Genomic DNA, 25,738 nt, shown 5'->3' with positions numbered 1-25,738 from the left:
TGTCTTCAAAGTAGCGCCGTCCGCCCGTAGGGCGAGGCCCGCGGCGGCTGGTGCGGTGCATCGCAAGGCGGAGGACCGGCCTCGTACCGGGCGTACTCGGCCGGGTCCGACAACGCGGCGAGGTGCCGTACCAGCCGCCGCGGGCCAGGCGGGACTTTGAAGACAGGCCCTAGGCCGGGTCCAACACACCTGTACCGCCCGGCAGTCGGGAGGAACCACCCCTCACGCCGCCCCGGTGGCAGGCCGATACGCAGCCGATACAACTCCGCGCGCAGGTCGACACCTTCCTTCGCCCTGACGAAGATCTTCGGCGCCGAGGATCACGCCATGCGTATGCGTATCCGTCGCCTCCTCACCTGGCGCAAGGCCCTGGCCGCCTGCGTCACCGTGTGCCTCCTGCTCATCGCGGCGTTCACCGTGATGTACCTGGTCATCGACATCCCGGGAGCCAATGAGCAGGCGAAGGCACAGAGCAATGTCTATCTGTTCGCGGACGGCACCAGACTCGCCCGGACCGGGGAGGTCAACCGCGAGTCCGTACCGCTCGACGCGGTCCCCGAGGATGTGCGGCGGGCCTTCGTCGCCGCCGAGAACAAGGACTTCTACAGCGACTCCGGTGTCTCGCTCTCCGGCACGGCGCGCGGCATCTTCAGCACGGTGACCGGCGGCGGCAAGCAGGGCGGCTCGACCATCACCCAGCAGTACGTGAAGAACTACTACCTCAGCCAGGAGCAGACGGTCACCCGCAAGGTGAAGGAGCTGTTCATCTCCCTCAAGGTCGACCGGCACAACTCGAAGGACGACATCCTGGCCGGATATCTCAACAGCAGCTACTACGGCCGGCTCGCGTACGGCGTCCAGGCGGCGGCCCGTTCGTACTACGACAAGGAGGTCGACGACCTCACGGTCGAGGAGGGCGCGTATCTCGCCGCGCTGCTCCAGGCGCCCAGCCGCTACGACTGGGCCGTCGCCTCCCCCGCCGACAAGAGGAACGCCAAGGCGCGCTGGGGCTATGTGCTGGACAACATGGTCGGCGAGGGGTGGCTCGACGAGGACGACCGGCGGGAGATGCGCTTCCCGGTGCCCCTGGACCCGAAGGCCTCGGCGGAGCTGGCCGGACAGGCCGGGTACCTGGTGGACACCGCCCGGCGTGAGCTGATCGCCGCGGGCGTCGGTGAGCAGGAACTGGCGGGCGGTGGCTGGCGGATCACGCTGAACATCGAGCCCAAGAGGCAGGAGGCGCTGCGCGAGGCGGTGTCCGCGGGGCTCGGCGCGTCGGTGCCCGTCCCGCGGTCGAAGGCACCGAAGGGACCGGACACGCCGAAGCCGGATCCGGACCGGCAGGTGGGCGCCGCGTCCGTCGATCCGAGGTCCGGGCGCATCGTGGCCCTGTACGGCGGCGACGACTACCTGCGGCACTACCTGAACAACGCGACACGCGCCGACTACCAGGCGGGGCCGACCTTCGCACCCGTGGTTCTCGCCGCGCGGATGGAGGCCGAGAAGGACCGTGGAGCGGTGGACACGCGTGCGATCAGGCGGACCGCGAAGCGGCTGGGGATGACCGCGGAACCGGCCGGCTTCGCCGCGCCGCAGGCGACGTCCCTCGGGCTGATGGGCGCGAGTCCGCTGGAGATGGCCGGGGTCCACGCCACCCTGGCGAACGACGGCAGGAAGGTCACCCCGTCGATCGTGAAGTCCGCGCGGCGCGGCGACCGGACCGTGGAGTTGCCCGACGCGACCGGCGACCGGGTGATCGGCAGCGTGGCGGCGCGGTTCGCTCACGCCTCTCTGTCGGGGAAGGGCCCGGCGGGCGCGACGCGTTGGCCTGACGGGTCCGTGCCGCCTCTGTCGGACGCGGCGGACGTCGGTGTCGGTACGGGGGCTTCGGGCCACACCGACGACAGGAAAGCGGAGTGGTTCGTCGGTTCCGCTCCGGACCTGGTGACGTCGATCGGGCTGTTCGGCGAGAGCGCGAAGACGGGGAAGCAGGTGGTGCTGGAGAACGGCGGGGACGACCCGGCGGCGCTGATCTGGAGCGCCTATCTGGTGACCTCGGCGGCCGAACCGGTTGCCCGGGGCGGTTCCTGACGATACGTCAGACAGACCGTGCGCCGTCCCGCCCCACCCCCGTCGGGGCGGGGCGGCGCACTCGATCCCCGGTGTCCCGGACGTCAGTCACCGGCTCCGGGCCGCTCGTCCAGTTCGTCGGGAAACTCCCGGTCGCCCGCCCGGGGGGTCTGCGGCCCGTGACTCGTCATGATGACCGTCTGCTCGACCCGTACCATCCGGAAGACGTCCTCCGCGATGATCACCTGGTCCTCACCACGTTCCACCGCGTCGGCCGCCCGGCCGAAGCGGCCGGCGAACTCCCCCGCGTGCGCGCCCCGTGCGCGCAGCACGGCGCCGAGATCGAGCCGCGCCTCCTCCTCGAAGGGCACGGCGGGGAACAACTGCCGCCAGCCGCCCTCCTCGTGGATCATCGCGGCGTAGGCCGTGTAGTGGGAGACGGACATCCGCTCCCACTCGGGGCCGTCCACCCGGAACTCCTCGCGGAGTTCCTCCTCACGCTTCCCGACCTCCAGCAGCCGCCGGGCCGCCGCGTCGTCGAATGCATCGTCTGAGCTCGCTTCCATACCCCCAGCGTGCCGCACCCCGCGCCACCCGGCGCGCGGAATCATCGATATGACGGGGTCAGGGCCGCCAGACGCCGGTGCGCGCGACGTCCGCGGCGAAGTCGGTGAAGTCCCTGGGCCTGCGGCCGAGGACCTCCTCGACGCCGTTCACGACATGGGCGTTGCGCCCGTCGTTGATCAGCTCGAACAGGTCGGCGAAGTCGGCGGGGGCGCCCACCGAGAGGAGAAAGTCGCGGTACTCCTCAAGCGTGACCGGTGCGTAGGTGATCTCCCGGCCGGTGGCCCTGGACAGTTCGCCGGCGATCTCCGCGAAGCCGATCAGCCGGGGTCCGGACAGTTCGTAGGTCCTGCCGATGTGCCGGTCGTCGGTGAGCGCCGCGACGGCGACGTCCGCGACGTCGTCGACGTCGACGAAGGGCTCGACCGCGTCTCCGGTCGGCAGGGCCAGCTCCCCCGCGAGAACGGGCTCGAGGAAGAAGCCCTCGTCGAAGTTCTGGTTGAACCAGCTCGCCCGGACGACGGTCACGTCGGCGCCGCTGCTTCGCACCTTCCCCTCGGAGATCAGGGCGCCCTCCTCACCTCGCCCGGAAAGCAGCACCAGGCGGTGTACGCCCTTGGCGACGGCGCGCTCGGCGAACGCTCCGACGGTCTCGGCCGCGCCGGGGAAGGCGAGGTCCGGGTAGTAGCTGAGGTAGACGGCTCCGACACCGTCCAGTGCGCCGTCCCAGGTGTCGGGCTCCTCCCACACGAAGGGGGTCCCGCCGCCGCGTGAGGCGATGCGAACCGGCAGTCCGCGCTCCGTGAGCCGGGCGGCCACGCGCCGTCCGGTCTTGCCCGTACCACCGGTGACCAGGGTCGTCCGCGCCTCGGCGGCCGGTGTGTTCGCTGTGCTGTGCGTGTGGTGCGTGCTCGGTGTCATGCGTTCAGTCAAGTACGGGGCGGCCCCGCCGGACATGGCCGTGACGCTCACTGGCATAAGCGTGCGTCTACGCCGGTGGTAGCACTCTCGTCCCCGCACTCCCCCGCTACTCCCCGCGCAGTAGTCGCGGGCCATCCGGCGAGCCGATGCGCCGTCAGCCGTACCGGTGGAGTCTGGGGCGACGACGGAGCACTCGTGGCGTGGCGGACGGGGAGAGAGCGGATGGACAGGGATCTGGCCGAGTTCGGCCGGCGGTGGGCGAAGGCCGAACTCAACGGCGACATCGACATGTTGGACCGGCTGCTCGCGGACGACTTCCGCGGGGTCGGTCCGCGCGGACTGATCCTCGACAAGGCCCGGTGGCTGGAGCGGTACGCCACGGGCGACCTCATCCATGACTCGTTCGACTGGACGGAGGTCGAGGTACGCCGGCACGGCGACGCGGCGGTGGCCATCGGTGTGCAGTGTCAGCAGAGCATCGTCGACGGCAGGGACGCCGACGGGCGCTTCCGCGCGACCCAGTTCCTGGCGAAGGGCGGGGACGGGAGCGGGAACGGAGACGGGGAAGAGGGAGACGGATACGGGTGGCGGCTCGTCGGCATCCATCTGAGCGCCATGGCCGAACCGCTGCCCTGATCCCCCGCCCGGCGGCCGGTTCGCCGTCGATCGCCGGACGGGCCGCGTTCACGGTCCGTCCGGCGATCGAGGAGAAGCCTCCGCGGCGGTCCGGTCTCAGACCTTCTCGCCCGCGCCCGCGCCACCCCCCGCCGCGACCTTGATGCCGCCGGTGATCTCGTCCATCACGGGCAGCTTGGGCGCCTTGTCGTTGATGTCGAATCCGGAGCGCACGATGATCAGCATGCCCTGTGCGCCGGGGGCGGGAGACGGGAAGGCGAGCGACTGCACGTACCCGTCGTCGCCCTTGCCGGTGACGACCTTCCACCGCACGAGGTAGCCCTTCTTGCCGGCGACGGTCACCGCCTCGGACTTCAGCTCCTCGTGGGAGGAGATCTCTCCGTAGCTCTCGCCGCCGTAGGACTCCTCGGCGTTCTTCTTGATGTCGGCCTCGGCCGCCGCCTTGGCGGTGGTGGCCTTGATCTCCAGGGCGATCGCCGGGACGGAGTTCACCCCGCCGCGTACGCAGGACTCGCCCGGGTCGCCCGGGCACGGGTGCTCCCCGGTGCTCACTCCGGCGCCGACCGGGCCCGACTGGCCGCTCCAGCCCTCCGGCACCGGAATGCTGATGCCGCTGGCCAGGTCGGTGGCGTAACCCTCCTCGGTCGGGACCTCCTGCTGGGGTCCGCCGTCCTCGCCGCCCCCGTCGGGCGCGTCGGGGCCGCCGGGCGGCTGCGAGTCGTCGGGTGCCGGTCGCTCCTGGCCCGGCTTGCTGGGCGCTGTCGACGGCGTCGAACTCGCGCTGTCCGCCGAGCTGTCGCCGTCGTCCCCGAGGAGGAGGAAGCCTCCCACGACGGCCAGCACCACCACGGCCGCGGTGACGGCGAGGGCGATCCGGCGGCCGCGCCCGCCGGCGCCCGGTGGCGGCGCCGCCGGGTAGGGCGGCATGCCTGGCGCGCCGGGGCCGGAGGGCGCGCCAGGACCGGAAGGCGCGCTCCAGGCCGTCGCCGAGTCGGAACGGACCATGTCGGTCCAGGCCGACCCGTCCCACCACCGTTCCTGAGGCGGGCCTTCACCGTCATGTCCTGGGTCCGGATACCAGCCGGGCGGAGTCGTCTGCGTCACCCACTCACCATAGGCATATGGTCCGACAAACCTGGTGAGAGGCCCATGAGAAATCGGCGGACTTCACTTCCCCGCGGCTGGGACGATCCCCCGGATCACCCCCAGCGACAGCAGGTCCTGGGGACGCAGCTTCAGTTCGCCGGCCGTCGCGCGGGCCTCCTCGGGAGGCCGCTTGAGGATGGCCGTCGCCAGTTCGGGCGCGATGACGGAGAAGTAACTGTCCGGTGTGGCCCAGGTGTTGCCCGGCGCCGCCAGTGCCAGGGCTCCGCCGGAACCGCCTTCGCCGATCAGCAGGGTGGTGACGGGTACGCGGGCGGTGGACACGGCGGCGAAGAGATCAGCGATCGCGCCTCCCGCTCCGGAGCGCTCGGCCTCGGCGTCGTTGGCGGCGCCGGGGGTGTCGACGAGCGTGAGGACGGGCAGTCCCAGCCGGTCCGCGAGCCTGATCAGCCTGGCCGCGGTGCGATAGCCGGCGGGGAGGGTCGCGGTGCCGCACTGGGCGGCGTACGCGACCGTACGGCCGTCGCGCACGCCGAACCCGCACAGCATTCCGGGGTCGGTGCCACCGCTCCGGTCCCCGTTGATGGACGCGCGGCCGGTGAAGTACGCGGCCAGGTACGCCTCGGCGCGGGGACGCCGGGGGTCGCGCGCCAGACTCACCGCCTCCCAGCCGGTGGCGGGCGGCGCCGCGTGGCCGAGTCCGGCGGGGGGCTCGGCGGCCGTCACGGGAGGGGCCCCCGGTCCGGTGGCACCGCCCGTCAGCAGCGCCAGCCAGCGGCCGACGGTGCCCCGCAGGTCCTCCTGCCGTACCACCGCGTCGATATGACCGGCCGTCAGCTGTGCTTCGGCGGTGTACGCGTACGGGTCCGCGTCCGGCGGCCGTACCCGCGAACCCGCGAACCCGATCTGGGCGCCCGGCAGGGCCAGGATCACATCGGCGCCGGCGCCGAGGGTGGCCCAGCCACCGCCCGCCGTCGGGTCGCGCACCACCGCGATCTGGGGCAGCCCCGCCGCCCGGGTCAGGGCCGACTGCCGTGCCACGCGCTGGAGTTGGAGCAGTGCGAGCATGCCCTCCTGCATACGGCTGCCGCCGGTGGCGATCAACGAGACGACGGGCAGCCGCCGTTCACGGGCGTGGGTGTACGCGGCCTCCAGCCGGTCTCCGGTGCGCTCCCCCAGCGATCCGCCGAGGAAGCCGAACTCGAAGGAGATCAGGACCGTTTCGGTGTCACCGACGCGCGCGGTGCCGCAGACGACCGACTCGTCCTCGCCGGTGCGTGCCGCCGCGCGGGCGCGGGACTCGTCGTAACCCCGCCAGGCGAGGGGACCGTCAGGGGCGGAGGTGTCCTTCGGCGTGGGCAGTTCGGTGAAGCCTGCGGGAGCGCCCCGCGAGGTCGCTCCGGTGAGGGAGGCGATCGCCTGCCGGGCGCTCATCCGCTCAGCCATGGAGGGCCCGCTTCATGATCTTGCCCATGTCGTTGCGGGGCAGCGCCTCCAGATACCGCACGGTGCGCGGCCTCTTGTGCGAGGCGAGCTGAGCCCCGACGTGCGCCGCCAGCTCCTCCGCCGACGGCGGGGCGTCGGCCTGCGCGGGGACGATCCAGGCGACGATCCGCTCCCCGAGGTCCTCGTCGGGCTCCCCGGTGACGGCCGCTTCCCTCACCCCCGGGTGCTCCAGGAGCACGTTCTCGATCTCACCGGCGCCGATCTTGTAGCCGCCGCTCTTGATCAGGTCGGTGGCCTTGCGCCCGACGATCCGTACATAGCCGTCGGGGTCCCGGATCGCCATGTCGCCCGTGCGGAACCAGCCGTCGTCGAAGGCGGCCTCGGTGGCGTCGGGGCGGTTCAGATACTCGGTGAAGAGGTTCGGGCCGCGTACCTGGATCTCGCCGACGGTGTCACCGTCGTACGCGGCGATCGCGGCGCCGCTCTCGTCGACCAGCCGCAACGCCACCCCGGCCAGCGGGACGCCGACGGTGCCGGCGCGCGGTTCGCCGTCCGCGCGCACGCTCGTGTTCATCAGGGTCTCGGTCATGCCGTACCGCTCGATGACGCGACGTCCGGTGGCCGCCGCGATGCGCTCGTGGTCATGGACGGGCAGCGCGGCCGATCCCGACACCAGCAGACGAGCGCCGGTGAGCGCCTTCGCGAGCGCGGGATCGTCGGCGAGCGCCTCGGCGATGCGGTGGTACATCGTCGGTACGCCGAAGAGCATCGTGGCTCCCGAGGACAGCTCGCGTGCGACACCGTCCGTACCGAATCTGCCGAGATGGCGCACCGAGCCGCCGCGCCCGGGTCACCGGTGGGGTGGGTGACCTCGGCAACCTCGGTGACGTCGGTGTCCAGGCGCGCCAACCCGGCCAGGATCGGGGGCAGTTCGACTCCTCGTTCGGCGAGCACGAGGGTGGGTGAACTGTCCGTCACGATGTGCGTCAGCTCCCGTTCGCCGGTCTTGGGGTTCACCGGCACGACGGGCACTCCCGCCAGCAGCGCGGCCACCACGCCCACGGCCGTACCGAGGGTGGGTGTGGCCCAGACGGCGACCCGTGGCGCACCGGCGATGCGGTCGGCCAGGGCGCCCGCCACCGTGGCCAGTTCGGCGTGGCTCAGGGCCTGGTCGCCGAATTGGAGTGCGGGCCGGGTGGAACCCGCCGCGAGGGCCGGGAAGAGAGGGGACACGCGTCGTTCTCCTTGCTGTCGACGAGTCTGACCGGTCGTCCGGGTGACCTGATCATCCGAAGCCTGGCACCACCAGTGCCAGCCATACGGCGGCGGGTACCACTGCCACCACGATGCCTCCGTACACCATCAACTGCCGGAAGAAACGCTCCCGGTCGACGTCGGGGGCGGCGGCCAGTACGAGAGCGCCGTTGGTGGAGAAGGGGCTGACGTCCACGACGGTCGCCGAGACGGCGAGGGCGGCGATCATGCCGACGGCGCCGATCTCGCCCTGGGCGAGGAAGGGCACGGCGAGCGGGATGAGCGCGCCCATGATGCCGACGGAGGAGGCGAACGCGGAGATGATGGCGGCGATGTAGCAGAGCAGGACGGCGGCGAGCAGGGGGACGCCGATGTCGCCGACCGCGTTGCCCGCGTAGTCGATGGTGCCCATCTCCTCCAGGACGCCGACGTAGGTGAGGACACCGCAGATGAGCAGCACGGTCGGCCAGGCGACCTCGCTGACGGCCCTGCGGCTCGCGTCCGGCCAGAAGGTGCTGAGGACGACGGCGAGGGTGATGGAGGAGAGTCCGGCGTCGAGGTCGAACACGAGGACGGCGACGACGAGTGCCGCGAGGGCGGTCAGGGTGGCGATACGGGCGGGGCTGAGCTGCGCCGAGTCGGCCGCCAGGGCTCCGTCTCCGTCCTTGGCCGCACCGTCCTTGCCTTCCGCCCTGGCCTCGGTCGCGAGGTCACGGCCTTTCAGTTTCAGACCGCCGAACAGGACGAACACGACACTCGCGATGATCAGGTTGACGACGAGCGAGGCGAAGAAGAGGACGAGTTCGTTGCCGGGCAGGTTCTCGCGCTCCACCACCCCGTTGACGATCGAGCCGTAGATGCTGATCGGTGAGAAGCCGCCGGCCTGGGCGCCGTGCACGACGAGCGCGCCCATCAGCAGGGGGCTGATCCCGTACCGCGCGGCGAAGCTCAGCGCGATGGGCGCGACGATCGCGACGGCCGCCGGGCTGACGGCGCCTATCGCGGTCAGTGCTCCGGTGATCGCGAACATCACCCAGGGGATCAGCACTATTCGGCCGCGTACGAGCCGGATCGCGGCGTGCACCAGCCAGTCCGTGGTGCCGTTGGCCCGTGCGATGGCGAAGAGGTACGTGACACCGACGAGCACGACGAACAGGTCACCGGGGAAACCGGCGAAGATGCCGTCCGCGTCCAGGTCGGCGACGAGTTCGCCGACCCCGAAGGCGGCGGCGAAGGCGAGCGCGCCCATGTTGATCGAGCGGGTCGTGGCGATCACGAAGACGACCACAAGTACAAGGATCGAGATCAGTTCGGCGGACATCGGGGCTCCCGTCCCTGGGGCCGTTGATTACTGGCCAAGCGGTATTGGCCAAGTGGCTGGACCACTTTGAACACCGGCCCACCGAGGCGTCAAGGGATTCGACAGGAATTGGCTCAGCCACTTGGCCGCCCGGTGTTAGGCTGCGAACGACCAGTTATGGGGGGTTCGTGTGTCCGACGCACTGCGGCCGATGACCCGGCCACGACTGTACGAACAGGTCCTCGACAGGCTCCGCCACCATGTGGCGGAAGGCGGTCTGGGGGCCGGGGACCGGCTGCCGCCCGAGCGCGAACTAGCGGGGCGCCTCGGCGTCAGCCGCGCGTCGGTGAAGCAGGCGATCGTCGTCCTCGAAGTGCAGGGACTCGTCGAGGTACGGCACGGCGGCGGCACGTATCTCGTCCGCGACAGCCTCGACGCCGAACCGGTCGAACGGCTCGTGGAACGCAAGCGCCGGCTGCCCGACGTCCTTGAGGCGCGCGAGGCGCTGGAGACCAAACTCGCCGAACTGGCCGCCGAGCGCCGCACCGAGGACGATCTGACCGCGATGCGGGACGCGCTCGATCACATGGCCGGCGAGATCGGGGCGGGCGGCCCCGGCGTGGAGGGTGACCGGCTCTTCCACGCCGCGGTGACGGCGGCGGCCCACAGCGGCCTGCTGGCCGAGTTCATGCGCTCCATCGCCGAGCAGATCACCGAGAGCCGCAACGAGTCGCTGCGCCAGCCGGGCCGCCCCCACCGCTCACTCACCCAGCACCGGGCGATCCTCGAAGCGATCGAGGCGCGGCACGGGAAGGCGGCGGCGACGGCGATGCGCCGTCATGTGCGCACGGTGGCGAAGGTGCGGCTGCTGGACTGGGATCCGGGCGACGACGTCTGAGCCCTTAAGGGCTGTCCCGTCGTGCGCCCGCCAGGGGTTACGGGACAGCCCTTAGGGTCCGTCCGGTCCCCGGCCGGGACAGGGAGAGCCCCGGCTGGTTCGGGGGATGGACCAGCCGGGGCTCGTTCGGGGTGGTCGCGGAGCCGTCACTTCTCCCCCGCGACCACGTATGGATGAACGCTCACCCACGGTGCGGTGTTCCCCTCCGCCCGGCGGGGGCGCCTGTGAGTCGCACCACGGGCACGCGCTCCCGCGCCGGGCGCGCCCCCGGGCGTACGGACCCCGGCGTGATGGGATCGTGGAGCCGGACCGGCCGGAGGGCGGCGTCGCCCCGCGCGGGCCCCGCACACCAGAGCTCCCAGTACGCCCCAGTACGAACGAACGGACAGCACCCATGGGCGAGTTGATCCTCATCAGACACGGCGAGACCGAGTGGTCGCTCTCCGGGCAGCACACCAGCCACACGGATCTGCCACTGACCGACCACGGCGAGAACCAGGCCCGCGCCCTGGTCCCCCTGCTGGCCGACCGGCGGATCGGCGTGACGCTGGTCAGCCCCCTCGCGCGGGCCCGTCGCACCGCCGAACTCGCCGGGCTGCGATCCACCCGCATCAATCCCGATCTGCACGAGTGGAACTACGGCGGGTACGAGGGCGTGACCACCGAGGAGATCCGCCGCACGCTCCCCGACTGGAACCTGTGGACGGACGGGACCACACCGGGCCCCGGCGACCAGCCGGGCGAGAGCCCGTCGGACGTCAGCGACCGGGCCGACCGGGTACTCGCCGACGTCCGCGCCGCCGCCGAGCGCGCGGGCGACGAGGACGTCGCGCTCGTGGCCCACTCCCACTTCCTGCGAGTGCTCACCGCCCGCTATCTGGGGCTCACCGCGACCGAGGGCGCGCTGTTCCAGCTGGAGACCGGAACGGTGTCCAGGCTCGGTACGGAACACGGCAACCCGGTCATCACCGCATGGAACCTGGCACTCCCCGAGACTCTGCTGCGCACCGTCCAGGACCTGCCCCACAGCGTCTGACAACGGGCCCCACCCCGGAACACTCGTTCACATACATAGCCCCGCCGGTCGCACATGACCGGCGGGGCACTGCCATATACCCCTTTCACGCCCATTGCCCTTTCATGGTCGTGAACCTCGTGAAGTTCCGCTGAATCTCTTGTTGCTTGACGTGGACACTTCTACTCTGATGCGACTCCAGCGCGATGCCCCCACCGAAACGGAGAGATGAGACGTGCCCAGACTCAGGCGCACCGTCACTGTTCTCATCGCCGCCGCGGCGATGCCGCTGACGGCGCCGAACGCGTACGCGGAAGTCGAACCCGGAGGGTGGACCTCGACGTCACCCTCCTTCACCGTCCAGGAGAGGGGCTGCGGCCAGGTCGACAACCTGACCTTCACGCTCACCTGCTCGACCGGCAGCGGCGACCAGCGCGCCGAGCGGCGGTACGCCACCTACACGGGAGGGACCCGGCAGTTCGAGGGCTACTTCCGGATCGCGAGCATGGGCGGCACCCGTATCAGCCTCAAGCAGACCTTCAACGAATCGGCCGCCGGTCCGTTCTTCATGCTGGCCGGCGAGCGCGGCGGACGGCTGTACGCGGTCCACGGCGGCGCCACACTGTCCAACGCGGGCACGGTCGGCGCCACCGTACGGGTGAACACCGTGCACCAGGTCGGCAGCGAGCACCGCACGTACATCAACGGCTCCCTGAAGCACAGTTACGCGAGCCCCGGCGGGAGCTTCTACGACAAGTTCGGCGCCTACCGCACCAACAGCGGCAGCGGGCCCGCCACCGTGGTGTGGAGCGGCGTCAAGTTCTGGCGCAAGTAGGGCGGTCGAGGCGCCTCCCGGTCCGGTGACCGCGCGACGCGCCGCGCCGCGAGCGCATGCCACGCGCGGTCACCGCGCACTCCCCCCCACGCCCCACAGCCCGGAAGGACGAACACCGTGCCGCTTCGACCGCGCGCCACCATCGCCGCGGCCCTCGCCGTTCTGACGCTGGCGGGCTGTTCCTCGTCACCGGAGGTGAGGAAGGCGCCGGCGGAGACCTCGGCGCGGCTCGCGGCGACGCTCGACTCCCCCATCGACATCACGCTGCGCTGGACGGGAGACGAGCCCGGCGTGGCGGGGCGGACGGTGGAGTTCGCGACGGAGAAGGCGGGCCCGTACACGGTGCTGGAGTTCATGCCGCCGGGCCGCACCACGTACCGGCATCCGGATCTGATGCCCGAGACGCCCTTCTACTACCGGCTGCGCCCCTACTTCGGCCCGGCGTCCCCGGCGGTCGAGGTCGCCCTGCCGCCCGGCGAGCCCTCGGAGCGGGAACTGACCGGCAACGAGAAGTGGCTGACGCCTCGTACCGTCAGAGGTCCGAAGGTGCGGACGGTGCCGCTGACGGCGCGGGGCGCGGGCGGCGCCGACACGGACGCGGCGGCCGCCCCGGCGGACTTCGAAGCGACCGTCAAGCACGCGACCGGCATCCATTTCACCTGGACGGACCGCGCCGCCGGCGAGGACGGTCACCTGCTGGAAGTACGACAGGCCGGCAGCGAGGGCTACCGGCCTGTGGCACTGCTGAATCCGGACATCAACTCGTTCGGACTGATCACCCTGCCCGAGGAGAAGCGGGCGTCGTACCGCGTACGCGCCTTCGTCTACGGCGAGCGGTCCAACGTCGTTCATCTCACGACGGGTTCGGACCCGGCGTCCTAGGCATCGACCTTGGCGTCGGTCTTCGTCCCCGGCTTGGTCCCGGATTCGGTGCCGGCCTCGGTGTCCGCCTTGGCCGCCACCGACTCCCTGATCGGGGCACCAGCGTGGTGCAGGCTCCGCAGGGCCTGGCTGTACGAGGTGATCAGGCTGGTCTCCAGATAGCTGATGCCCAGCTCCTCGCAGTGCTGCCGGACGATCGGCTGCGCCTCGCGCAGCTGCGGCGACGGCATGTTCGGGAACAGGTGGTGCTCGATCTGGTAGTTGAGCCCGCCGAGCGCGATGTCGGTGAACCAGCCGCCGCGCACGTTGCGGGAGGTGAGCACCTGTCGCCGCAGGAAGTCCGGCCGGTCGTTGCCGGACAGGGTGGGCATGCCCTTGTGGTTGGGCGCGAAGATCGAGCCCAGGTAGAGACCGAACAGGCACTGGTGGACGGCGAGGAAGGCGACGGCCTTGCCGGGCGGCAGCACCACGAACAGCGCGCCGAGGTAGAGCGCGAAGTGCGTGAAGAGCAGAACACCCTCCGAAGTCCGCTGCTTCAGCGAGCGGTTGGCCAGCGCGCGCACACCGGCGACATGCAGATTGAAGCCCTCGAGCGTGAGGAGCGGGAAGAACAGGAACGCCTGCGAGCGGCCGATCAGACGGGGAAGCCCCTTGGCGGCCCTGGCCTGACCCTGCGTCCAGACGAGGATGTCGGGGATGACGTCGGGGTCCAACTCCTCGTGGTTCGGGTTGGCGTGGTGCCTGGAGTGCTTGTCCTGCCACCATCCGTAGCCCATGCCGATGCCGAGGTTTCCGGCGATCTTCCCGGCGCGCACACTGGCCTTGCGCAGCCGGAACACCTGACGGTGACCCACATCGTGGGCGACGAGCGCGACTTGGCCGAAGACCACGGCGAGGAACGCGGCGACGGCGAGCGTCCACCAGCTGTCGCCGACGAGCGCGAAGGCGGTCCAACCGGCGGCGAAGAGAGCGGTGATGACGCCGATGCGCAGGGTGTAGTACCAGGGCCGGCGCCGCATCAGACCGGCGGCGACGATCTTCTTGGAGAGTCGCGCGAAATCGCTGCCCGTCTCCTTGCACGCCTGTTCCGCGGCCTCACCCGCGAGATCGGCGCCTGGTACCGGCGCCGCGGAATCCTCCACGGTACCGGCGGTGTTGACTGACATACGGCCACGCCTTTCGAAATGGGTCACGACCGTGTGCCGGTGTATGACGGCGCGGCAGGCAGGTTGGCAGGTGGGGACACAAGCCAGGGGGGACGGCGCTGCCGGTCGTGGACGGGTGGGCGACTGCATCACACAGCTCGGTTCGCTGCGTGCGGTTGGACGTGGACCACTCCGCCGACGCGACAACTGGGTATGGCCGCTGCGAATGCCGCTGACATCCTCACCGAGGACCAGTACTGCTGCCCACACTCATGGGGCAGCGGGAAGTCAGGGCCTGGGGGCCTCCTGATCTCCAGTGTAGCCTGCGCGGGAATTGTGATTCTTACACCGTGCGGACAATGCGCCGCAAACGGTTTCTGAGCAGCGTGAATACCATTCCGAGGGCCCTTCGGTACTACCGCGCCCCCAATTAATTTTGCAGAGACTGCACATTTGCATACCATGCAAAGTGTGACGACAAAGGGTGCCGGAGCGGGTCTCCGGGAGCGCAAGAAACAGGCCACGCGCGCGGCGCTGAGCGAGGCGGCCGTACGGCTCGCCGCCGAGCACGGCGCGGAGAACGTCACCGTCGAGGCCATCAGCAACGCCGCCGGTGTCTCCCCGCGGACGTTCTTCAACTACTTCGACAGCCACGACGACGCGTTCGTCATGATGGACACGCAGATCGGCGAACGGATCCGGCGCGCCGTACGGGACGCCCCCGCCGAGCTGTCCCCGCTCGAAGCGGTACGCGAGGCCATGGCCGCCGAACTGGCCGACGTCGAGCAGCGGCACGAGGTGTGGAGCCTGCGCGCCAAGGTCCTCCAGAAGTCCCCGCATCTGCTGGCCCGCGGTCTCGGCCTGCACATGGCCGAGGAACGCGACCTGGCACGGACCATCGCGCACCGGCTCGACCCCGGCGGCGGTTCGCGGAGCGGCCCCGGCGCCGTCGGCGACACCGCGGAGTCCGGCGACTCCTGCCCCGACGCCGACATCGGGCTGTACCCGCGGCTGCTCGCCGCCGTCGCCGGCACGGCCGTACGAGTCTCCGTCGAGCACTGGTACGCGCAGTCTCCGACGGCCGCGTTCCCCGACATCTTCCGGGACGTCTTCACGCACCTGTCCGCAGGGCTGCGTCGACCGTCCGCACAGACCGACGACGGTCCGTCCGACCGTCGTTCCACGGAATCATAAGAAGGCCACCTTGACCGCAATCGAGGCGCCCGACCAGGCGCCCACCTCCATGACCAACCGGCAGATACTCCAGGCCATGTCCGGGCTCATGGCCGGCATGTTCGTCGCCATCCTGGCGGGCACCGTGGTGGCGAACGCGCTGCCGCGGATCATCGCCGACCTGGGCGCCAGCCAGTCCGCGTACACCTGGGTCGTCACGTCCGAACTGCTCGCGATGACCGCGACGGTGCCCCTGTGGGGCAAGCTCTCCGACCTCTACAACAAGAAGCTGCTGCTCCAGCTCTCGCTCGGCATGTTCGTCGTCGGCTCCCTGCTGGCCGGGTTCTCCCAGGGCGTCGAACTGCTCATCTTCAGCCGCGTGATGCAGGGCATCGGTGCCGGCGGTCTGACCGCGCTCGCGCAGGTGGTGATGGCGGCCGTGATCCCGCCGCGCAGGCTGGGCAAGTACGCGGGCATGTTCGGCGCGGTGTTCGCCGTCGGCACCGTCGCGGGACCGCTGGTCGGTGGTGTCATGGTCGACACCTCGTGGCTGGGCTGGCGCTGGTGCTTCTTCATCGGTGTGCCCTTCGCGCTGATCGCGATCGCGCTGCTCCAGCGCACACTGCACCTGCCCACCGTCCGCAGGGACGTGAAGATCGACTACCTGGGCGCGTTCCTGATCGTCGCGGGTGTCTCCGCGATCCTCATCTGGACCTCCCTGGCGGGCAACCAGTTCGACTGGGCGTCCTGGCAGACCGCCGTGCTGACCGGCGGTGGTGTGCTGCTGCTCGTCGCCGCGGTCTACGTGGAAGCGCGGGTCCCGGAACCCGTCATCCCGCTCACCATCTTCCGCAACCGCACCGTCACGCTCACCACGATCGCGAGCCTGCTCGTCGGTGTCGCCATGTTCGGCGGCACGGTCTTCCTCTCGCAGTACTTCCAGATCGCGCTCGGCAAGTCTCCGACCGTGGCGGGGCTGATGGGCCTGCCGATGATCCTGGGTCTGCTCGTCTCGTCCACCGCCGCGGGCCACATCATCAGCGCCACCGGCAGGTGGAAGGTCTATCTGATCGCGGGTGGCGTCATCATGACCGCCGGTCTGGCCATGCTGTCGACGATCGACGCCGACACCGGCTTCGGACTGCTCAGCCTCTACATGGCCGTTCTCGGCGCCGGCGTCGGCCTGCTGATGCAGAACCTGGTCCTCGCCGCCCAGAACGACGTCCCCGCCTCCGAGTTGGGCGCCGCCACCTCCGTACTGTCGTTCTTCCGCAGCATGGGCGGCACGATCGGCACCAGCGTCCTCGGCGCGATCCTCGCCAACCGGGTCGCCTCGGAGCTGGCCAAGAGCCTGGGAACGGGCGACGGAGCGGCGGCCGGCGGATCGGGCGACGCCGTACCGGACATGACGAAACTCCCCGCGCCCATGCGGGAGATCGTGGAGAACGCGTACGGTCTGGCGACCGCGGACCTGTTCCTGGTGGCCGCCCCGTTCGCCGCGCTCGCGCTGGTGGCCGTGGTGTTCATCAAGGAGAAGCCGCTCAAGACGACCAGCGGCATGGAACGGCTCGCCGAGGAGGCCAAGCAGGCGGCGGCCGACGGCGACAAGCCGGTCTCGCGGACGCCGGTGGGCTGAGCCGGGGCCGGGCCGACCGGAGCCGAAGTACCGTTCCCCCCATCGCCGTTCGGCGGTGGGGGGACTTCCGTGTCCCGTCCTGATGCCCGCCCGGTCCGCCCGCCGAATTCGGACCGCGCTGGTGCGATCACGGGCCGAATGTCGTCTGGCGCACGGCGTGCGCGGCGGCTTTGCTGATGCCGTACGCAACCGTACGGAACACCGGTACGCCGCCTCCAGCGCCAAGGACCTCAGATGACCACGGGTACGTCCTCCCCCACCGGCCATGACACGCCCGGACCGGACCTCTCCGCCACGCCGGTGCCCGGCCCCCGGCAACTGCCGCTGATCGGCAACCTCCCGGCCTTCTCCCGTGACCCGCTCGGTTTCTTCGCCCGGCTGCGCGCACACGGCGATGTCGTCTCCTGGCGGCTCGGCCCGCAGCGGGCGCTGTTCCTCTCCCAGCCGGAGCACATCGGGGAACTGCTCAAGAAGGTCGAGACCGACTACCGCCACCCCGAACTCGGCTGGGCCTTCAAGCTGGTGCTCGGCGACGGCGTCGTCACTTCGGAGGGCGCCGCGTGGCGGCGCAAACGCGCGCTGGTGCAGCCGGTGGTCCGCCCCCGCCAGGTCCGCGGTTACGCCGACACCATGACCGACTGCGCGTCGGCGCTGGCCGACACCTGGCAGCCGGGTCAGCACATCGACGTACGACGGGAGATGCTGGGCCTCACGCAGCGCATCGCCGTACGGACCCTCTTCGGAACCGACACGGCGGGCCGCGAGGACACCATCGGCCCGGCCATGGACATCGCGCAGCAGGCCATCGGCGACGAGTTCCGGGGCCTCACGCTCTTCCTCCCGCCCTGGATCCCGACGCCGGGACGGCGACGGCTCAAGAAGGCCGTCGCCGTCATCGACAGCGAGGTGAACCGGGTGACCGAGGAGCGGCACCGCGGCGGCGCGGACCGCGACGACCTCCTCAGCAGGCTGCTCGCCGCCCGCGACGAGCAGGGCGACCGGCTGTCCGACAAGGAGATCAGGGACGAGGCCGTCACCCTCTACATCGGCGGCCACGAGACGACCGGAACGACGCTGACCTGGGCCTGGTATCTGCTCTCGCGCAATCCGGGGGCGCGCGAGCGGCTCGCCGAGGAGCTGGCCGGTGTGCTGGACGGCCGTACGCCGGGCTTCGACGACTTCAAGGACCTGCGCTGGACCGAGCAGATCATCAAGGAGACGCTGCGTCTCTACCCTCCGGTGTGGCTGATGACGGCGATCGCGAAGGACGGTTCCACGCTGGGCGGGCGACCTGTTCCGGAGGGGACGGTGCTGTGGGCGAGTCAGTGGAGCGCGCAGCGCGACGAGCGGTGGTTCCCCGAGCCCGACGAGTTCCGCCCCGAGCGGTGGGACGAGGAGGCGCGGCCCGTGCCCGACCACGCCTGGTTCCCGTTCGGTGGTGGCGCCAGGGCCTGTCTCGGCGCGCGCTTCGCGACGGTCGAGGCGGTTCTGGTCCTGGCCACGCTCGCGCAGCGGTTCCGTCTCGACCTGGGCCCCGGTGAGATCACACCGAAGACGGGCCTCACGCTCCAGCCGGCGCTCCCGGTCCGCGCGACGCTGCGCGGCGCCTGACCGGGAGGCCTGACCGTCGCCGGCCGGCGACGGTCATCGCACTATCGCGCGCAGGAGCTCCACCCCTATCCGCATCACTGTGTCGGCGTCGACCCGGTGGTAGACGTATCTGCCGCTTCTCCGAGAGGTGAGTACGCCCGCCGCACGGAGCTTGGCGAGATGTCGCGAGACCTGCGGCCGGGTCATGCTCATTCTGCGGGCGAGATCGGAGGTGGTGATCGCCTCGTTCACGAGATGACGGCACAGGGCCAGGCGCGCCGGATCCGACAGGATGGTCAGCCGTCGCTGCATCTCGTCGATGGACTCGGGCCGGCTGTGCCGGGCCACCGGGTAATGCACCACCACGGGGAAACCCTCCTCACCGCGGATGACGAGGTGAGGGCGCCCGTGAACGGTCGGGACGAGAAGGGTGCGGTTTCCCCGAAGGGAAACCGTCAAATTCTGCAGCTTGTCGAAACGCACCGCCCTGCCGCCCTGCACCGGCTGGGCGGCCGTGCTCACCGACGAGATGAGTTCCGCGAGCGGTAGTCCGCGCAGCCGCGAACGAATCTGTTCGGCTTCGTCGCGCAGCCGGTCGTGGAGTCGTTCCCACTCCGCCGCGAAGAACTCCTCGACGCAGTCCGCGAGCGTGCGGACCAGTGCGGTCCGGAATTCAAGGCGGTCGGGCGCTCCCCCATGCTGGGCATGATCGTCGGCTTCCTGTCGATCAACGCGGCCGGTGACGCCAACCCGTTCATCGCTCCGAGTGATGTCGTCTTCGCCAAGATCGCCACCGAGGCCGCGCACATCGTCGATCCCGACGCGATCGTCCGGGCGACCGACAACACCTACTTCACCACCGTCTCCGCGGTCGTGCTCGCGATCGTGCTGACGGTGGTCACGGAGAAGGTCCTGTCCAAGCGTGAGCACGAACTCGTGCCGGACGACGACGCCACCGGCCCGACCGCGGGCACCGGGTCCGGGTCCGTCCCCGAGGAGGTCGAACTGCGCGCGCTGCGCCGTACCGGCGTCGTCGCCGCGGTCTTCGTGGGGCTGCTGGTCGTCGGGATGATCCCGGCGGGCTCCCGCTGCGCGGAGAGAACGGGGCCATCCTCGACTCCACGCTGTTCACCGGAATCGCGCTGGTGCTGAGTCTGTTCTTCCTGCTCGTCGGTGCCACCTACGCCCGTCTGACCGGAAAACTCACCAGCTCGTCCGACCTGCCCGAATTCATGGCGGACGGGATCAGGTCGATCTCACCGCTTCTCGTGCTCTTCTTCGCCGTCTCGCAGTTCCTCGCGCTGTTCCAGTGGACCGGTATCAGCACCGTCGTCGCCGCTGGAGGTGCGGACGGCCTGGAGAGACTCGACGCGCCGGTCTTCGCCGTACTCATGCTGCTCATCGCCGGAATCGCCCTGCTGAACCTGCTGATCACCAGCGGGACCGCCCTGTGGGCACTCATCGCTCCGGTGATCATTCCCATGACCATGCTCATCGGGGCCAACCCGGCCACCGTCATGGCCGTCTACCGGATCGTGGACTCCTGTACCAACTCCATCACCCCGATGAGTGCGACGTTCGTCCTCACCGTCGGCTATCTGCAGACGTACCAGAAGAAGGCGGGCATCGGCACTCTGGTGTCGTTCACGCTTCCGGCCGCGATGGCGATGATGGTCGTCTGGATCGCCTTGTTCGCCCTCTGGTACGCGCTGGGTCTGCCACTGGGCCCGGGCTCGCCGATCACCTGACCGCACGGCCGGGTCCGGTGACCGCCGCGAAGGACCCGCACCCGTCACCGGGTGCGGGCCCTCGTCATCGCGTACGGCCGGGCGCGGGCCGGCTCATCCGGCGGCCGTGATCCGGATCTCCGCGCGTTCCGTGACGCCGTTCACCGTCACCGCGAGGGTGAGGGACCCGCGCCGCAGCGCCGTGAGCGTCCCCGTGGCCGGGTCGAAGGCCGCCAGATCGCGGCGGCTCGCCCGGTCCGGGTCACCGACGTACAGGTTCGGCGACCCCGTCCAGTCCGCGCTCATCGGGAAGCCGACCGGTACCTCCCTGGTCCCCTGGACGACGGTCGCGTCGACCGCCGCCCGGTCTCCGGGCGTCAGGGTCCCGGGCGCGTCGAGCTTCAGCGCGTCGGTGTGCGCACGCGTCTGTACGGAGACCCAGTCGGGCCCGCCTTCCCACGGCTCGCGCCGGGCCTCGGCCTGTTCGCTCCCGGAGACCTTGTCGACGCCGACGAGCGACCAGCCGGTGAACCCGCCCTCGCCGGCCGGGGCCGCCGGGTTCTTCCCGGAGTTGCCGTTGATCAGATACGGGACGCCGTCGACCCGCGAGGCGTCGAAGACCCCGACGTGGCTGCCGATGAAGCCGGCGCCCTTGCCGGTCGTACGGCGGAACCCGGCGAGCCAGTCCTCCAGCAGCGCCGCCTCCTTGCGGTCCCCGAGCTGGCTCCCCTTCTGCACGGTCGGGTCGCGCGGCGGCACATGCTCGATGACCATCACCGAGCTGATACTTGAGTCGCCGGCCGCCGCGTCCAACTGGGCGCGCAGGGCCTTGATCTGGGCGAAGCCGCCGCCGCGCAGGGAGAGGCTGGAGGTGTCGAGTGTGACGAATCGCGTCCCGCCGTGGTCGAACACCCGCTGTGCGGGGCCGAATTCGGCGACGAAGTTGTCGATCTTCCCGCCCATCACCTCGTGGTTGCCCGGCACGTAGTACCAGGGCACCTCGTCCCCCAGCTCCTCGGTCAGGACACTTCGCGCGAACGCGAGGTCCGCGGGCGAGCCCTCGTCCACCAGGTCTCCGTTGACGACGAGGAAGTCGGGCTTCGCCGCCTTGATCTCGCGCAGTGTGCGGCGGGCCTGCCGCACGATCGCGCTGTCCGGCTCGCGGGCCACGAACTGCGCGTCGGACATCACGGCGAACTGCCAGTCCCGGCCCTCGGTCTCGGCGGCCGGGTCGATCAACGGGTCGGCGGCGGAGCGCTGTCGGGGCAGGTCGACGGTGGGCGGCACCTGCGCCGTCAGTCCGTCGATCACGATCTCCCCGGTGTACTGCTTGTCGGCGGCGGTCTCCGCGAGATAGAAGCGGAACACGGACAGCGGAGTCGCGGCCCCCGGCGGCACCGCGAACGTCACCTGCCGCCAGCCGGTCCAGGTGACGTAGGGCCCCCGGAGCAACTGGTCCGATCCGGCTGCGTCCTTGAGATGCAGGGTCGGCCAGGCCCCCTTCCCGTCTCCCTTGATCCACATCGTGAAGGACTGCGGCTGTCCAGGGACGGTGATCTGCTGCGGCGGGCTCGCGTACGCGGCGCGCGTAGCCGTGGAGAGTGAGAAGTCGTAGCTGAGTCTCAGGCCGGTGCCGGTCTGTCCCTCCGGTGTCGCCGCCACCGAGCCGGCGGCGCGGGCGTGGCTGAACTTCCAGGCCCCGGCGTCGTCGAAGGCCGAGACCGGCTGTTCCTCGAGTCCGACGCTCACCGCGAGGGCGGTGGTGACGCCGTCGACGGTGGCCGTGATCCGTCCCGCGCCGCCGCCGGTCCTCGAGGTGACGGTGAAAGCGCCCTTCCCGTCGTCGGCGACGGCGAACAGGTCGCGGTCGTAGGCCAGTTCCACATCGCGCGGCTCCACGGGCGCGGAGGCGCCGTGCGCGTCGAGACCGACGATGCCGAACGTGCCGGTGGCCTCGCCGTCGGCGAGACCGACCCGGGTCGTGGTCGGCCGGATGCGCGCGAGGTCGTCGAGGACCGTCAACTCGATGGATCCGCCGGCGCGTCCGCGCTCCGCGCGGACCTCGGTGGTGCCGCTGCGGCGGGCGGTGAACAGGCCGTCGTCGCTCACCCGGCCGACCGACGACCGTTCGGTCCGCCAGCGCGGGGCGCCCTGCGCGGGGCCGTACGTCTCGTCGTATCCGGCCGCGGTGAGGGCGCGCGTGAGTCCGGGGAAGACGCGTTCGGGGCGGCCGCCCCTGACGGGGTCGTCGCCGGGCGCGGCCGCGGCGGGCGTACGGGTCTCGACCCAGAAGCCGTCGAGCCGTCCGCTGCCGTCGGGCACGGTGAGGGCGAGGCCGTTGGGCACGGTGCGCTCGCTGCCGTCGGACGGGGCGTTCTCCACCAGGAGGGTGTCGCTGCCGGGTTCGCGGGCGACGAGTGTCGAGGAGCCTCCGCCGTCGAGGTTGAGCGCGCTGTACGCGCCGGCCCGCTTCATCATCACGCCCAGCTCGGTGAGGGTGACACCGCCGCTGTCGGCCTGCCGGCCGTCGACGGTGATCACCCGCATCTCGCTGCCGTCCTTGGTGAATCCGACGGCGGTGCGGGGCGCGGTGGTGTTGTTGCCCTGGCCCTCGTGGTTCTGCGCCACCCCGTCGACGACGAGGAGTTCGCGTCCGCCCACCGCGGTGCGCGGCAGGGGCCCGTCGCCGGTGCGCGGGCTGTACTCCATGGCCACCGGGTCGCCGGGGCGCAGCGCCTTGAGCCGTACGGCGCCGGCCTCCCGGCCGACCAGCACGGTGGTGCCGGGCTCGATCGGACCTGTGCCGGGTCTGTCGGTGACGGAGACGACCTCGCCGTCCCGTACGGCCACCTCTGCGACGGGCGCCGCCGTGTCCACGGTGAGCGCGCGGTTGGCCTGGCCCCAGGCGGCGGTGTACGCGCCGATACCGCCGGCCGGCACGTTCGCGGCGTTGTACGCGGCGAGGGGGTGGGGCCCGGCGGGCAGTGTCAGGGTGCCCTCGAAGTACAGCTCCAGGACGCGCCCGGCGTTCTCGGGGCCGATACCGACGGCCCGGTGGGCACCGGCGGCGGGCGACTGGGTGAGGGCGCCGTCCTTGATGCCGGCTCCCTGCGGGGCGCCGGTCTCGTTGATGTCGAAGAAGTCGGCGTTGATGGCGGCGACGGTGCGGCGGCCCTTGCCGGGGTCGTGCCCGGCGGCGAGTTCGGAGACGCTGCGACGGTCGGCGACCTTGCCCGACGAGAGGTAGTCCGCCCGTACACCGCCGTCGAGGTCGACCGACAGCGCGTCGACGCGCAGCCATTTGTCGGATTCGAGGCGGTCGTACGAGGTGAGGCTGACGCCCGGCGCGACGGGGCGGGTGGCGCGCGCGGTCTCGATGCCGTCGCCGTCCACGACGGATCTGGGGGCTCCGGCCGGTCTGCCTGCCGGGGGTGGCGCGACGGGGCGCAGCACCTCGGCGGCGTCGCGCGGACGGGGGTCGGGGGTGGAGTCGGCGACGGACGGGGTGATGGCTCCCGTTGTCAGTGCGGTGACCGCCGCGAGCAGCACGACGGACCGGCGGGCGATGCCTGGGCCCACAAGTTCTCCTGTAGTACGGGGGGTTGGCGCGGATAGTAAGCGCTGTCAGCCGCCCAGCATCGCCGTATGTGCCCCGGTTCGCCAGAGGTTCACGGACACGTCGGGGAGAACAGGGGGCACCGCGGAAGTGACGTGGGGTGCCTGCATAGATGCCCGCGCACCCGCGCCGCGCCCCTCTGATGACACGTCAGAGGTAAGTGAGGGGTGGTCAGATGCCCGGCGGGTGCTCGCGCGGCGCGGGGTTCCTGCGCATGAGCAGCAGGGCCATGTCGTCGCCGCCCCCTCCGTGCTCCCCCACCATCTCGGCGAGACGGTCCGCGAGTTCCTGGATGTCACCGGGACCGTTCCGTACGGCACGCTCCAGCCGTTCGAGTCCTTCGTCGAGTGTGGCTCCCGGCCGCTCCACCAGTCCGTCGGTGTAGATGAGCAGCGTCTCGCCGGGAGCGAGGGTCGTCAGGGTGACCGGGTAGTCGGCGCCGCCCCGTCTGCGGGAGGTGTTCGTGATCCCGAGCGGCAGTCCGCCCTCGGTGTCGATGGTGACGCATCCGCCGTCGCGGTCGCGCACCATCGGTTCGAGGTGTCCGGCCCGGACGATCTGGAGCGCGCCTGTCGACAGATCGGCTTCCACGTAGGTGCAGGTGGCGAAGCGGTCGGTGTCCAGCTCGTGGAGGAAGGTGGAGGCGCGGGCCATCGCCGTCGCGGGCGAGTGCCCCTCGGAGACGTACGCCCACAGGACGATCCGCAGCTGCCCCATCACGGCGGCGGCGTCGGTGTCGTGGCCCTGGACGTCGCCGATCATCAGTCCGACCCGGCCGCCGGTCAGGGGAATCACGTCGTACCAGTCGCCGCCGATGTCACGTCCGGCCCTGGCGGCGCGGTAGCGGACGGCGATACGGGCTCCGGGGACCTCGGGGATGTGGTGCGGCAGCATGGCCCGCTGCAGGCTGTCGGCGAGATCGTGCTCCTGCTCGAAGAGCATCGCGCGCTGGAGGCTCTGGGCGATGCTGCTGCTGAGTGTGATCAGCAGGTTGCGTTCCTCTCCGGAGAAGCCGCCGTGCCGGGAGTACAGCATCCCGAGCGCGCCGATCGTCCTGCCCTGCACGATCAGCGGCAGATAGGCGCCCGAGGCCACCGGGAGATGCTGGATGTGGTGCCAGAGCGGGGGGAAGGAGCGGCGGAATTCCTCGCGTGAGGTGATGTAGCGGGGCCGCAGCGTGCGGACGACCTCGCTCATCGGGAATCGCGCGTCGATCCGTGTGTACTGGAGTTCCGGGACGTACAGGCCCAGCCGCCCCTCGGTGACCGTGTGCACGTGTCCGTTCTCGACGATGCCGAGCATCACGCTCACCGCGCCGAGGTTGCTGAGCGCCTCGGCGTCCTTGAGCGCGTCGGTGACGTCCCGCACGGTGGTCGCGCGGGCCAGCAGGGCGGTGACGCGGCGGACCATGCCGGTGAGCCGGCGGCGGGTCTCGACGAGCTCGGTGCGCATCGCCGCGTCGTCCAGTTCCCGGGTGGCGTCCCGCACGATGCCGATGGCCCGGCAGGTGTTGCCCTTGGTGTCCCGCAGGACATGGCCCTGGGTGTGGAGCCATCGGCGTGATCCGTCGCGGCAGCGGATCCAGAAGTAAGCGCCGTAGACGCTGCTGCCCTTGTCCAGCGTCCGCCGGATCAGGGTGTCCAGGCGCTCCAGTTCCTCGGGCGGCAACCGGTTGGGGACCTCCATGCTGCCGTCGTACTCGTCGGGGCGGAGGTCGAACACCTCCAGGGCCGCGGGGTCGAGGTGCATGTACTCGCGGACGAAATCGATGTCGAAGCTGCCCATGCGGTTGTACGCGAGGGTGAGGTCGGGACCGGCGGGCCAGTCCGGCTCGGCCCCGTCGGGGAGCGGAAGGCCGGGTGGCGGTTCGACACTCACGGGCCCCTCTTCCCAGTCGCGGGCACGGCGGGTCGGTTCGTTCTGTGC

18 protein-coding genes and 3 pseudogenes are annotated in these 25,738 nt (G+C 70.9%); 10 read left to right on the top strand and 11 right to left on the bottom strand.

Annotated elements, in window-relative coordinates; genetic code table 11:
* The first annotated feature begins 327 nt into the window (after nt 1-327).
* Nucleotides 328-2,091: a transglycosylase domain-containing protein gene (locus GXP76_RS12100; protein ID WP_242571490.1), complete on the top strand. Its 1,764-nt coding sequence runs from the start codon at nt 328-330 to the stop codon at nt 2,089-2,091.
* 83 nt (nt 2,092-2,174) lie between these two features.
* Here GXP76_RS12100 and GXP76_RS12095 read toward each other — a convergent pair whose 3' ends face one another.
* The gene (locus GXP76_RS12095) at nt 2,175-2,636 is read right to left on the bottom strand and encodes a DUF5954 family protein (protein WP_242571489.1); all 462 of its coding nucleotides are present in this window, start codon (nt 2,634-2,636) and stop codon (nt 2,175-2,177) included.
* A gap of 58 nt (nt 2,637-2,694) precedes the next feature.
* Nucleotides 2,695-3,555: an NmrA family transcriptional regulator gene (locus GXP76_RS12090; protein WP_242571488.1), complete on the bottom strand. Its 861-nt coding sequence runs from the start codon at nt 3,553-3,555 to the stop codon at nt 2,695-2,697.
* Nucleotides 3,556-3,777: 222 nt separating this feature from the next.
* Between GXP76_RS12090 and GXP76_RS12085 the strand changes: the two genes are divergently transcribed.
* The gene (locus GXP76_RS12085; RefSeq protein ID WP_242571487.1) at nt 3,778-4,191 is read left to right on the top strand and encodes a nuclear transport factor 2 family protein; all 414 of its coding nucleotides are present in this window, start codon (nt 3,778-3,780) and stop codon (nt 4,189-4,191) included.
* A 96-nt stretch (nt 4,192-4,287) separates the two neighbouring features.
* Here GXP76_RS12085 and GXP76_RS12080 read toward each other — a convergent pair whose 3' ends face one another.
* From GXP76_RS12080 to GXP76_RS12065, 4 genes and pseudogenes are all read right to left on the bottom strand, one after another.
* Nucleotides 4,288-5,295: a DUF2510 domain-containing protein gene (locus tag GXP76_RS12080; protein WP_242571486.1), complete on the bottom strand. Its 1,008-nt coding sequence runs from the start codon at nt 5,293-5,295 to the stop codon at nt 4,288-4,290.
* A 63-nt stretch (nt 5,296-5,358) separates the two neighbouring features.
* The gene (locus GXP76_RS12075; RefSeq protein WP_242571485.1) at nt 5,359-6,741 is read right to left on the bottom strand and encodes a carboxyl transferase domain-containing protein; all 1,383 of its coding nucleotides are present in this window, start codon (nt 6,739-6,741) and stop codon (nt 5,359-5,361) included.
* Nucleotides 6,734-7,974 (bottom strand): annotated as a pseudogene (locus GXP76_RS12070) (AMP-binding protein). The gene GXP76_RS12075 and the pseudogene GXP76_RS12070 overlap by 8 nt, the downstream one beginning before the upstream one ends.
* Nucleotides 7,975-8,026: 52 nt before the next feature.
* Complete coding sequence (locus tag GXP76_RS12065; protein WP_242571484.1) at nt 8,027-9,316, bottom strand: SLC13 family permease; 1,290 nt, start codon at nt 9,314-9,316, stop codon at nt 8,027-8,029.
* 169 nt (nt 9,317-9,485) lie between these two features.
* Between GXP76_RS12065 and GXP76_RS12060 the strand changes: the two genes are divergently transcribed.
* The 4 genes from GXP76_RS12060 to GXP76_RS12045 all read left to right on the top strand — a co-directional run bounded on the left by GXP76_RS12060 (nt 9,486) and on the right by GXP76_RS12045 (nt 12,925).
* The gene (locus GXP76_RS12060; RefSeq protein ID WP_242571483.1) at nt 9,486-10,193 is read left to right on the top strand and encodes a FadR/GntR family transcriptional regulator; all 708 of its coding nucleotides are present in this window, start codon (nt 9,486-9,488) and stop codon (nt 10,191-10,193) included.
* Between the two features lie 394 nt (nt 10,194-10,587).
* Nucleotides 10,588-11,229: a histidine phosphatase family protein gene (locus GXP76_RS12055; RefSeq protein ID WP_242571482.1), complete on the top strand. Its 642-nt coding sequence runs from the start codon at nt 10,588-10,590 to the stop codon at nt 11,227-11,229.
* A gap of 214 nt (nt 11,230-11,443) precedes the next feature.
* On the top strand, nt 11,444-12,043 hold the full coding sequence (locus GXP76_RS12050; protein ID WP_242571481.1) for a hypothetical protein: 600 nt from the start codon (nt 11,444-11,446) through the stop codon (nt 12,041-12,043).
* Nucleotides 12,044-12,160: 117 nt separating this feature from the next.
* The gene (locus GXP76_RS12045) at nt 12,161-12,925 is read left to right on the top strand and encodes a fibronectin type III domain-containing protein (RefSeq protein WP_242571480.1); all 765 of its coding nucleotides are present in this window, start codon (nt 12,161-12,163) and stop codon (nt 12,923-12,925) included.
* Here the strand turns inward: GXP76_RS12045 and GXP76_RS12040 are convergent.
* Entirely contained in the window at nt 12,922-14,091 is a 1,170-nt protein-coding gene (locus tag GXP76_RS12040; RefSeq protein ID WP_242571479.1) for an acyl-CoA desaturase, read from the bottom strand. The two genes, GXP76_RS12045 and GXP76_RS12040, sit on opposite strands and share 4 nt — an antisense overlap.
* 441 nt (nt 14,092-14,532) lie before the next feature.
* On the opposite strand from GXP76_RS12040, the gene GXP76_RS12035 reads away from it, so the two are divergent.
* From GXP76_RS12035 to GXP76_RS12025, 3 genes are all read left to right on the top strand, one after another.
* Nucleotides 14,533-15,264, top strand: a complete 732-nt coding sequence (locus GXP76_RS12035) for a TetR/AcrR family transcriptional regulator (protein WP_242571478.1) — start codon at nt 14,533-14,535, stop codon at nt 15,262-15,264.
* A gap of 49 nt (nt 15,265-15,313) precedes the next feature.
* Nucleotides 15,314-16,879 (top strand): MDR family MFS transporter, encoded by a 1,566-nt coding sequence (locus GXP76_RS12030; protein ID WP_374360709.1) that lies wholly within the window; start codon nt 15,314-15,316, stop codon nt 16,877-16,879.
* A gap of 234 nt (nt 16,880-17,113) precedes the next feature.
* The gene (locus tag GXP76_RS12025) at nt 17,114-18,490 is read left to right on the top strand and encodes a cytochrome P450 (RefSeq protein ID WP_242571476.1); all 1,377 of its coding nucleotides are present in this window, start codon (nt 17,114-17,116) and stop codon (nt 18,488-18,490) included.
* Between the two features lie 33 nt (nt 18,491-18,523).
* Here the strand turns inward: GXP76_RS12025 and GXP76_RS12020 are convergent, their stop codons facing one another.
* Nucleotides 18,524-18,835, bottom strand: a complete 312-nt coding sequence (locus GXP76_RS12020; RefSeq protein WP_242571475.1) for a helix-turn-helix transcriptional regulator — start codon at nt 18,833-18,835, stop codon at nt 18,524-18,526.
* A 33-nt stretch (nt 18,836-18,868) separates the two neighbouring features.
* Nucleotides 18,869-19,276, bottom strand: a pseudogene (locus GXP76_RS36020) (DUF5937 family protein); the annotation flags it as partial.
* Between GXP76_RS36020 and GXP76_RS36015 the strand changes: the two are divergent.
* Nucleotides 19,166-20,217 (top strand): annotated as a pseudogene (locus GXP76_RS36015) (AbgT family transporter). The pseudogenes GXP76_RS36020 and GXP76_RS36015 sit on opposite strands and share 111 nt — an antisense overlap.
* A 93-nt stretch (nt 20,218-20,310) precedes the next feature.
* Here the strand turns inward: GXP76_RS36015 and GXP76_RS12005 are convergent.
* Entirely contained in the window at nt 20,311-23,775 is a 3,465-nt protein-coding gene (locus GXP76_RS12005; protein ID WP_242571472.1) for a phosphodiester glycosidase family protein, read from the bottom strand.
* Between the two features lie 208 nt (nt 23,776-23,983).
* Nucleotides 23,984-25,690: a SpoIIE family protein phosphatase gene (locus GXP76_RS12000; RefSeq protein ID WP_374360694.1), complete on the bottom strand. Its 1,707-nt coding sequence runs from the start codon at nt 25,688-25,690 to the stop codon at nt 23,984-23,986.
* Between the last annotated feature and the right edge of the window lie 48 nt (nt 25,691-25,738).

Source organism: Streptomyces sp. NP-1717, assembly GCF_022695985.1.
GTDB lineage: Bacteria > Actinomycetota > Actinomycetes > Streptomycetales > Streptomycetaceae > Streptomyces.
Note: the sequence above shows the minus strand (reverse complement) of the source record. Positions and strands in the feature narration are given on the sequence as shown.